The sequence below is a fragment of the Pseudomonas sp. EB271-G4-1 genome, from assembly GCF_058791355.1.
This window is the reverse complement of sequence record NZ_JBYTEO010000117.1, coordinates 1-9,054: the sequence shown is the minus strand read 5'-3', so window position 1 is coordinate 9,054 and position 9,054 is coordinate 1. Positions and strand designations below refer to the sequence as shown.

The following is a 9,054-nucleotide window of genomic DNA, read 5'->3' as shown; positions in this document are numbered from 1 at the left end:
TGCCGAGCCCTAGCGAGGCACCGAGTGGTGGGGCAAAGCCTTTTGGTTCCTTTTTGGCGTTTGAAAAAGGGACTCGCTGTAAGAGCGAAACCATAAGTGGCCGTTACCGCAGCAATGGATATGTACTCCATCCCCCCAGTCAATCCCGTTGCAGCTTGCGAATCAGCGTCCCTATATCAATCCCCAAATGCTGCGCAGCCTTACGCTTGCTCCCACACAAATGCACCGCGCGCAAAATCACCTGCCGTTCAAAATGCTGAACCTGAAGCTTGAGGTTTTGCTGAGGGTCGTCCGAGGCTTCATCCTGCACGACTGAGGGGGCTGACTGTTCCCGTGAACGCACCGGTTGGAGGAGTTCAGCCGGCAGGTGATGCTCCTGCGCCTCATCGTCAGCCAGCACCGCCAGGCGTTCGAAGATGTTCACCAACTCGCGAATGTTGCCCGGGAAGTCGTAGCTCAGCAGACGCTTGCGACACCCGGCGGACAGGCTCAGGGACGGTACGCGATCGCCATTGATTCGGCTCAGCAGGATGTCGATGAGAAACGGCAAGTCATCGCGGTGCTGGCGCAACGGCGGAATCTCCACCGGCAGCACGGCAAGACGATAATAGAGGTCGGCGCGAAACTCACCCATGTCCACCAGATGACGCAAGTCCTTGTTGGTGGCGGCAATCACCTGTACCTGCACGGATTTGCTCAGGGGCGAGCCGACCGACTGGATGGTGCTGTCTTCGAGAAATTTCAGCAGCTTGGCCTGTACGTGTAGCGGGATCTCACCGATCTCGTCGAGGAACAAGGTGCCGCCGGACGCTGCTTCGATATAGCCTTGCTTGCCGCCCGCCAGGGCGCCGGTGAAGGCGCCGCGCTCGTAGCCGAACATCTCGGACTCGAACAGGCTCTCCGGGATGCTCCCGCAATTGACGTGGATGAACGGACGATCCCCCCAGCCAGCCGCACGATGAATGTGCCGGGCGATGGCGGTCTTGCCGACGCCGGGTTCACCCAGCAGCAACAGACGCGCGCGCCGGCGAAAAGCCCGAACGCCAGTGTCGGCGATGCTCGACAGCTGCGGTGACAGGTGCAGGGCGTTGTCCTGGGGATCACGCAGGCCTTGAGGCTCCGGTGGCCGGGTATTGAGCGAAGCCCGGCGCTGCGGCTGGCTGGCGTCGAAGTCTTTCTGGGTGAGCATCCTGAACGGTTTTTCGTAGGCCCCCGTGGGGATCGCGTGGGTACTGCTGAGCAGCACCCGGCCTTCCCGAGAGCGGGTCAACGCACTGTTGCCACCGCGGTTCAACGCTGCCAGCAAATCGTCGTAGTTCAACGCCGAGCGCTGGAAAAAATCACTTTCGGACAGCCCCACGGCCTGCTGCTTGGACAGGCGGTTGACGCGTTCGGCGGCCAGGTTGATAAAACGCAATCGGCCCTCGCCGTCAGTGACGATCAGCGCTTCGCTGAAGCTGTCGAGCAAGGCATGCAAGGCCGGCGTTTCCAGCAGCGCGCCCAGCACTTCGCTGCTGACATTGACCGAAGAACGCATGCCCATCTGCAGCGTGGGTGGCAGGTTGGAGTCTTTCATGGGTGCAACTCTTGGGGGGTGCGAACGCCCTGGCATGCGCGAAACACCGCCACGCGCCAGGCCACGCCTTCGCGAATCAGGATGCGCGAGCAATGCACATTGAAGTTCAGGCTGCGCCCGCTCAAATCCGGTAGGGGCAGGCTGTGCCAGGTGCGTTCGGGCAAGGCATTGTCCAGCAGCAAGCGGGCGATACCGGCGCCATGGGTGATGCCGAAGGTGTCCTCGAAGGCTGCGTTGCGCCATTGCGGTTGCAGGTGTTCATCGATGACCAGCACTGCGTCAGGCACGGCATCGAAGACCCGGCGCAAGGCGTCGATGCGCTGCTCGGCATCGTGCTGCATGCGCAACTCCTGGCTGACGTCACGAATACTGCCCCACATGCGCAACAGCTGGCCATTGACGATGGTGGCCCGGACGTCGTTCTCCACGTAGGCAGGCGAACCATCGTGGCGGCGATCCACCGATAGTGCTCCGTCGACATGGAACCCGGCCTCGATCAGGCGTCGCACGAATTCTTCGTTGGCCGGGCTGCGCGGCCAGTACAGGCGCACCGGTTGCTGGTTGAAGTCGACATCCGACGGCATCTCGTACACCTCGGCCATGGCCCGGTTGCACAGGCGCCAATGGGAGTCGTTTTCGAACACCTGGCGCACAATCTCATCCGGGGCATGGTTGATGTCCACCGCCTCGGCGAATTCGATGCACCAATAGGCGACCTTGGCGCTTTGCAGCATCTGGTTCATCACCTCATTGGCGTTATGCATCTCCCGCAACCGGTGCCCCAGCGTGCCCAGCGCAATCATCAACAGGTGCAGGCAGGCTGGTTGCACGTCACGCCATTGCAGCAATCCGCTGGCAATCACAGGCAGCAGGCCGCCGTTGCGCCGTATCAGCGTCAGTTCCAGGCTGTGGACCAGCTCGTCCGCGGGCGGGTTGGCAAGCAGCGCCTGTACCGTGCGCAACGATTCGAGACTCAGTACACGTTCGATCGGCTGATTGAGCAGTTCTTCAGGTGCATAGCCCAATTGATCGCTCAGGCTGGAGGACAGGCTGAGCAGTTGTCCGTCGGCGGCAAAGGTACTGGTCAGGGGCTGGGTTTTGTTTGCCAGCAAATTCAGGATATCCATCGGTGGATCGGCTCGATTCGGCTAATGGGACCTGGGCACACAGTGCCAGGGCAATTTGACAGGGCATTTCGCATGCCAACTCAAAAACCATTGAACAAGAGGGCATGCGCGCAACCGTGATGATCGAGTGCTGCGTTATTGCAGCATAATCGGCAAACCCGCAGCGTGTTAAAAGATCAACGGTGATGCGCAGGCGCTGGGCTGTCAGTGAAGGCGTGGGTAAATTCGCGTTCGCCATCAAGCCGGCGCCTACAGGAAAAAATCGATCTAAAAATACCGGCCCACACGCCGGTTGTTTTGCTAATCTGAGGTTGTAGGTGAAAACGCAGACTGATGCGCAAGCGGATAGCGAGGACGCGTGGGGCGCGCTCCGAAGGGTACACGGTTAGAAAGATCTCCGCGCTGAGATCCAGCCCTTATGCCGTGTGAAGCAGGACAGCGCTTATTGCTGTTGCTGTGGGAGTCCTGATAAACCTCGTAAGCCAGAGACCAGCGCTGGCCACCTACTTGGCTCTTGAAGCCGACTTGTGCAGCTGGATATATACGGCTAGCCAAGATCAAATGCCCCGAACTCCGGGGCATTTGTTTGTCTGTCATACCAGGTTGATGGTGACATCGATATTGCCACGGGTTGCCTTGGAGTACGGGCAAGTCTGATGCGCTGCGTCCACCAGCGTCCTGGCCAGTACAGGGTCCAGGCCCGGCAGGCTGACATTCAGGCGCGCCTGAAGGAAATAGGCATTGCCGGTATTGCCCAGGTCCACTTCAGTAGCAACGCTCACGTCAGCCGGCAAGCTCACCTTCAACGCAGTGGCTGCCTTGCCCATGGCGCCGATGAAGCAAGCCGACCAGCCCGCACCCAACAGCTGTTCCGGATTGGTGCCGCTACCAGAAGAACCGGGCGGGGATAGCTTGATGTCCAGGCGGCCGTCGTCGCTTCGCGATTCGCCTTGACGGCCGCCAGTGGTCACGGTCCTGCCGGTGTAAAGGACAGATTCGATTTGATTGATCATGCAAGACTCCTGCTGAGGATGGGGGCTTCAGCCCTGGCTGAAGTGCGACCCACCCACTGTTTCATCTTCATGTCATGGAAATGTGTCCTGAGCCGAGCGATGTGTATCGCTGTGTACGTTCGCCGGCGATCAATACACATTGATACAAAAACTCAGGCTTTCACCCAGCGCTGGCGACTCCAGCTGCTCAGGGTGTCGACGGCAAACACCAACACCAGCATCGCCAGTATGACCGTGCTGGCCTGGGCTTCCTGGAACAGGCTGAGGCTGAGGTAGAGCATTTGTCCCAGGCCACCGGCACCCACGAAACCGAGCACGCTGGCCATGCGGATGTTGTTTTCCCAGCGGTACAGGATATAGGCCAGCAACTGCGGGAACAGATTGGGCAGGGTGCCGTAGCAGAACGCCCCTATGGCGTTGCCCCCCTGCAGGCGGATCGCATCGGCAGGTTCGGGCGGGGTATTTTCCAGTGCTTCGGCAAACAGCCGGCCCAGCACACCGGTCGTGTGCAGCGCCAAGGCCAGGGTGCCGGCATTGGGGCCGAGCCCGGCGGCCAGGACCATCAGCACCGCCCACACCAGCTCCGGAATCGCGCGCAAGGCATTGAGCATCAGGCGCGACAGTCCCTGCAACGGCCAGCCGAATCGACCCGCCGCGGGCAACGCCAGCAGCAAGCCGAACACTGTTGCCAACAGCGTGCCCAGGGCTGACATCGCAAGGGTTTCCAGCGCGCCGCGGGCAATGGCCTGCAAATGCCCCGTGCTCAGGTCCGGGCTGAGAAAGCGCTGCACATAGGCGGCCATCTGTTTCAGGTTGCCACTGGCGCCCAGTTCACCGAGGTCGATGCCCAGGTAGCGGAACGAAGTGAGCACCGCGGTGCCGATGCACAGCACCAGCAGCAGGTTGAGCAGGCGCTTCATGCCAGCCTCCAGCGCAGCAGCCTGCTCAACTGATCGGCGAACAGCACCAGGACGAGGAAGGTCAGCAACAGGCTGGCCACCTCACCGCCGGCGAACATGCGCATCGACAGGTCGATTTGCTGGCCCAGGCCACCGGCCCCGACGAAGCCCATCACCACCGACGCGCGTATGGCGCATTCCCACCGGTACACCGTGTACGACAACAATTCCGCCGCGACATTGGGCAGGATCCCGTAGCAGAACGCCGCCAGCCGACCACTGCCGGCTTGCAGCAACGCGTGGGCGGGGCGTTGGTCTACCGACTCGAAGATTTCCGCGTAGACCTTGCCCAGCATGCCACTGTAGGTAATCGCAATGGCCAGGACCCCGGCCGTCGGGCCCAGGCCAACGGCGCGCACGAACAGCAGCGCCCAGACGATTTCCGGCACGCTGCGCAGGAAAATCAGCACGCCGCGCACCGGCCAGCGCAGCAGTTGCCCCCACAGGCTCGGGCGACCGGCGCGGGACGCAGCCGACAACGACAGCGCGCGGCTGGCCAGCAGGCTGGCGGGGATCGCCAGGAGCAGCGCCAGGGCCATGCCGGCCGTGGCGATGGCCAGGGTCTGCAAAGTGGCTTGCCACAACAGCTCGAGGAATTCTGCGCCATGGGCGGGCGGCCAGAAGGTCGCGACAAAGCGACCCATCTCGCCCCGGTTGTCACTGGCCAGCAACACACTCAGGTCCAGTTCGCTCAAGCGCATGCCCGGCCACAACAGGGCAATCGCCAACAGGCTTAGGAGCAGGCGTGGTCGGGCGGCGGGGTCACGGGTGTCACGGCTCAGCATCGGGGAATCTGCACACTCAAGGGGAGGACCGGGGGCGGCGAGGGCTGCAACTGTTCGTTGGCGTAGAGTGCATCGAGCTGCTCGCGGTCGACGGCGCTGGCCGGCAGGTCGAAGAGAATCTGCCCGTCACGCAAGCCGATGATCCGCGAGAAATGCGCCAGCGCCAGGTCCACCGCGTGCAGGCTGGCGACCAGGGTAACGGCATGCTCGCGCGCATGCTCGCAGAGAACCTTGAGCGTATGGCCGGCCAGCACCGGGTCCATGGCCGACACCGGTTCATCGGCCAGCAATACCTCGGGGGCCTGGTACAGCACCCGGGCAATGCCCACGCGTTGCAGTTGACCGCCGGACAATTGCTGGCACTGGGTGAAGAGCTTGTCGTGCAGGTCCAGCCTGGCCAATGCCGCGCGAGCCCCCGGGACATCCAGCGGATGCACCAGGTTCAACAGGCTCTTGCCCAATCCCCATTGGCCGATTTTTCCCGCCAGCACCGCAGTGATCACCCGCTGGCGCGGTGGCAGCGGCGGTGCTTGATGCACCAGGCCGATACGCGCACGCAGGCGTTGGCGCTGGCGCGCCGACAGATGCCAGGGCTGTTCACCCAGCACCTGCAATTCGCCGTTGCCAGGGCGCAGGCCGGTGGCAAGGACGTTGAGCAGGCTCGACTTGCCAGCGCCGGACGGGCCGATGATGGCGACGTGTTCACCGGCTTTGATGTGCAAGTCCAGGCTGTGCAGCGCCTGTACGCCGTTGGCGTGGGTGAGGCTGACCCGGGTCAGGTGCAAGGTCATTTGAGCAGGTCGGCGGCGCGTGCGGCTTCCTCGATGCCCTTGTAGTTCTCAGGCTTGGTCTCGATGAAACGGCTGGCAGCCTGCAAGTCCAGGATCGCTTTTTGCTCAGGGTTCGCCGGATCGAGGGCGAGGAAGGCGGCCTTGATCTTTGCCGCCAGGGCCGGGTCGAGGGTGCCGCGCACGGTCCAGTTGTAGTCGTAGTAGGCCGGGGTGGTGGCAAAGACCTTGACCTTATTGGTGTCGACCTTGCCGGCCTTGACCAGCTTTTCCCAGACGCTGGCGTTCAGCACACCGGCGTCGACTTTGCCCGCCTGGACCCAGGCAACGGTGGCGTCATGGGCACCGGAGTAGCCCACGCGACTGAAGAACGTTTCCGGCTTGATGCCGTCCTGCAGCATGAAATAGCGCGGCATCAAGCTGCCAGACGTCGAGGACACCGAACCGAAGGCGAAGGTCTTGCCCTTGAGGTCGGCGAGGGACTTGACGTTCGGGTCGGCGGTGATGAACTTGCTGGTGAACTGGGCATCCTGTTCGCGCTGCACCAAGGGAATGGCATTGCCAGTCTTCAGCCGCGCCTGGACAAAGGTGAAACCACCCAGCCAGGCCATGTCGATCCGGTCAGTGGCCAGCGCCTCGACCACGGCCGGGTAGTCACTGACCGGCACGAACTCGACCTTCATGCCTAATTGCTGTTCCAGGTAACTGCCCAGGGGCTGGAACTTGCGTAGCAGTTCGGTGGGGGCTTCATCCGGAATGGCGCTGACCTTCAGGGTGTCGGCCGCCTGCGCCAGCAGGGTGGAAAGCGACAGGGTCAAGCCGACAGCCAAGGCCAGGGTGCGTTTGAGCATGGAAGTTCTCCGGTTCATTAGCGCAAATATGTGCAAGCGCCTGACACGCATGAATAGCCGTCAGGTGCTTGTTGAGGGTAGACGAAGTGCGGCGATTGTAAGGGTTACGGGCCATTGTTCCCACTACCCGTTTCCGGGTTTTGGGCTTGTAGCTGGCGCAGCAACCAATCGCTGAAGCTTCGCGCACTGTTCTCGCTATCACGATGGGTCAGCAGGGCCCAATTAGGTCCGCGGATGGTCGGTTCCACCAGCGGCTGCAGCAAGCCATTGGCACAGGCTTGCCGGCTTAGCAATTGGCTGACCAGCGCAATGCCGAGCCCCGCGCAAGCCGCATCCAGCAACAGACCGGGATCGGAGAAGTTCATCCCCTGATCCTGCTGGCCGACATCCATGCCGGCCTCCACCGCCCAGGCATCCGGAGCATGCCTATACATTCATCAACTTCGTCATGCGCCCAAGAACATGGCCGCCATCAGCAACACAACCCTGACATCTACATCGACGAAGCCACGTATGCGCGGCTGATTCCCGGCAAGGATATCCCCCAGGCGGACATGCGGGCGCGCATGCGTACCTGGACCAAATTCAAGACGGCCACCGCGCCCTGACGTCATCGACCACTGCCCGCACGGGTACAACGCTGTAGCGCAAGGCGCATCGGGATAACCCGATGCGCCTTGTGTCATTTGCTGGCATCGAGCACGACGCGGTAACGCGCCTTGCCACTGCGCAGGTGATCGATGGCCGCATTGACCTGGCTCATGGGAAACATCTCGACCTGCGGCAGGATCTGATGACGGGCGCAGAACTCGAGCATGGTCGCGGTGTTGCTCGGCGAGCCGACCGGTGAGGCGGACAGGTTCTTTTGTTGGGGAATCAGGTCAAATACATGCACCGGGATGGCGTTGGGCACGATACCGACGAAATGCAGGCGTCCTTTACCGCGCAGGGTCGCCAGCATGGCCGGCCAGTCGAGGTCGGCATTGGCGGTGACCAGGAGAAAATCCAGGCTGCCGGCAATGGCTTTCAAGGCGTCGCTGTCGGTGGAGGTGACGACCTTGTGCGCGCCCAGGCGTCTGGCTTCGTCCTCCTTACCCTTTGATGACGTGAAGGCAGTCACTTCACAGCCCCAGGCGTTGAGGAAGCGCAGCGCCAGATGACCGAGGCCACCGATGCCCACCACACCGACCCGGTCGGTGGGCTTGATGGCGAATTCCAGCAGCGGGTTGAACACTGTGGAGCCTGCGCAGAACAGCGGTCCGGCCATCGCCGGATCGAGACCATCGGGTATTGCCAGGGCCCAGGCCCAGTGGGAACGCAGTCGATCGGCAAAGCCGCCGTTGCTGCCGATGATGGTCGGCTGTGCGGTGCGGCACAGATTATGTGAGCCTTCGATGCACGAGGAGCAATGCATGCAACTGCCCTTGTACCAGCCAATACCCACCCGTTGTCCCACTTCGAGACCGTGCACCTGTGCACCCGCGCGCACGATTCGGCCCACCACTTCGTGGCCGGGGATGAAAGGGTAGTGGCTGATGCCCCAATCGTTATCGATCAATGACTGGTCGGAGTGGCAAACGCCGCAGTACTCCACGGCGACTTCCACCTCTTCTTGCCCCAGCGGGCCGGGATCATAGCTGTAGCGCTCCAGCGGCGCGCCCGCCGCGGTGGCGGCCCAGCCGGTAAAGGTGGTGAGTTCGGTGTTGTCGCTCATGGTGTACCTCCAGATCCAGGGAAAGGGGCGGCGCACAAGCATTGTAGGAGCTAGCCAGCGGTGCGGCGTGCAGACTTGTTGGCGAAGGCGTCCTGGCAGCTGACCTGGATTTTGTTGACTGTGCACCTATCCATTCCTGCGGTAACGGCCACCTAGGGTTTCGCCCTTACGGCGAGTCACTTGGAAGAGCCTGTAGGAGCGAGCATGCTCCGGGCGGCGTTCCGACGATGGTCGTCAACGA

General features: G+C 62.2%; 8 protein-coding genes and 2 pseudogenes. 1 reads left to right on the top strand and 9 read right to left on the bottom strand.

The window, feature by feature from the left end:
* Window positions 1-139: 139 nt before the first annotated feature.
* The 8 genes and pseudogenes from AC3WWR_RS30340 to AC3WWR_RS30305 form a co-directional block, all read right to left on the bottom strand.
* Window positions 140-1,576: a sigma-54 interaction domain-containing protein gene (locus AC3WWR_RS30340; protein WP_033043092.1), complete on the bottom strand. Its 1,437-nt coding sequence runs from the start codon at window positions 1,574-1,576 to the stop codon at window positions 140-142.
* Window positions 1,573-2,703 (bottom strand): PAS domain-containing protein, encoded by a 1,131-nt coding sequence (locus tag AC3WWR_RS30335; protein ID WP_020800830.1) that lies wholly within the window; start codon window positions 2,701-2,703, stop codon window positions 1,573-1,575. The genes AC3WWR_RS30340 and AC3WWR_RS30335 overlap by 4 nt, the downstream gene beginning before the upstream one ends.
* Before the next feature lie 593 nt (window positions 2,704-3,296).
* Window positions 3,297-3,716 (bottom strand): organic hydroperoxide resistance protein, encoded by a 420-nt coding sequence (locus tag AC3WWR_RS30330; RefSeq protein WP_248679170.1) that lies wholly within the window; start codon window positions 3,714-3,716, stop codon window positions 3,297-3,299.
* Between the two features lie 152 nt (window positions 3,717-3,868).
* Entirely contained in the window at window positions 3,869-4,636 is a 768-nt protein-coding gene (gene phnE, locus AC3WWR_RS30325; RefSeq protein WP_492599308.1) for a phosphonate ABC transporter, permease protein PhnE, read from the bottom strand.
* Entirely contained in the window at window positions 4,633-5,460 is an 828-nt protein-coding gene (locus AC3WWR_RS30320) for a PhnE/PtxC family ABC transporter permease (RefSeq protein WP_492599307.1), read from the bottom strand. The genes phnE and AC3WWR_RS30320 overlap by 4 nt, the downstream gene beginning before the upstream one ends.
* Window positions 5,454-6,251, bottom strand: coding sequence for a phosphonate ABC transporter ATP-binding protein (locus AC3WWR_RS30315; protein ID WP_033043093.1), 798 nt, complete (start codon window positions 6,249-6,251; stop codon window positions 5,454-5,456). Before AC3WWR_RS30315 ends, AC3WWR_RS30320 begins: the two co-directional genes overlap by 7 nt.
* Window positions 6,248-7,099, bottom strand: a complete 852-nt coding sequence (locus tag AC3WWR_RS30310) for a putative selenate ABC transporter substrate-binding protein (RefSeq protein WP_020800824.1) — start codon at window positions 7,097-7,099, stop codon at window positions 6,248-6,250. The genes AC3WWR_RS30315 and AC3WWR_RS30310 overlap by 4 nt, the downstream gene beginning before the upstream one ends.
* A gap of 104 nt (window positions 7,100-7,203) precedes the next feature.
* A pseudogene (locus AC3WWR_RS30305) lies at window positions 7,204-7,509 on the bottom strand (LysR substrate-binding domain-containing protein); the annotation flags it as partial.
* Here AC3WWR_RS30305 and AC3WWR_RS30300 point away from each other — a divergent pair.
* Window positions 7,497-7,707, top strand: a pseudogene (locus AC3WWR_RS30300) (extracellular solute-binding protein); the annotation flags it as partial. The pseudogenes AC3WWR_RS30305 and AC3WWR_RS30300 overlap by 13 nt on opposite strands.
* A gap of 74 nt (window positions 7,708-7,781) precedes the next feature.
* On the opposite strand, the gene ahr reads toward AC3WWR_RS30300, so the two are convergent.
* Complete coding sequence (gene ahr, locus AC3WWR_RS30295) at window positions 7,782-8,813, bottom strand: NADPH-dependent aldehyde reductase Ahr (protein ID WP_492599306.1); 1,032 nt, start codon at window positions 8,811-8,813, stop codon at window positions 7,782-7,784.
* Between the last annotated feature and the right edge of the window lie 241 nt (window positions 8,814-9,054).

Excerpts from the sequence above, each read along its gene's own strand:
- AC3WWR_RS30330 (WP_248679170.1), bottom strand. The coding sequence starts at position 3,716 with ATGATCAATCAAATCGAATCTGTCCTTTACACCGGCAGGACCGTGACC.
- AC3WWR_RS30310 (WP_020800824.1), bottom strand. The coding sequence starts at position 7,099 with ATGCTCAAACGCACCCTGGCCTTGGCTGTCGGCTTGACCCTGTCGCTT.
- AC3WWR_RS30320 (WP_492599307.1), bottom strand. The coding sequence starts at position 5,460 with ATGCTGAGCCGTGACACCCGTGACCCCGCCGCCCGACCACGCCTGCTC.
- AC3WWR_RS30335 (WP_020800830.1), bottom strand. The coding sequence starts at position 2,703 with ATGGATATCCTGAATTTGCTGGCAAACAAAACCCAGCCCCTGACCAGT.
- ahr (WP_492599306.1), bottom strand. The coding sequence starts at position 8,813 with ATGAGCGACAACACCGAACTCACCACCTTTACCGGCTGGGCCGCCACC.
- AC3WWR_RS30340 (WP_033043092.1), bottom strand. The coding sequence starts at position 1,576 with ATGAAAGACTCCAACCTGCCACCCACGCTGCAGATGGGCATGCGTTCT.
- phnE (WP_492599308.1), bottom strand. The coding sequence starts at position 4,636 with ATGAAGCGCCTGCTCAACCTGCTGCTGGTGCTGTGCATCGGCACCGCG.
- AC3WWR_RS30315 (WP_033043093.1), bottom strand. The coding sequence starts at position 6,251 with ATGACCTTGCACCTGACCCGGGTCAGCCTCACCCACGCCAACGGCGTA.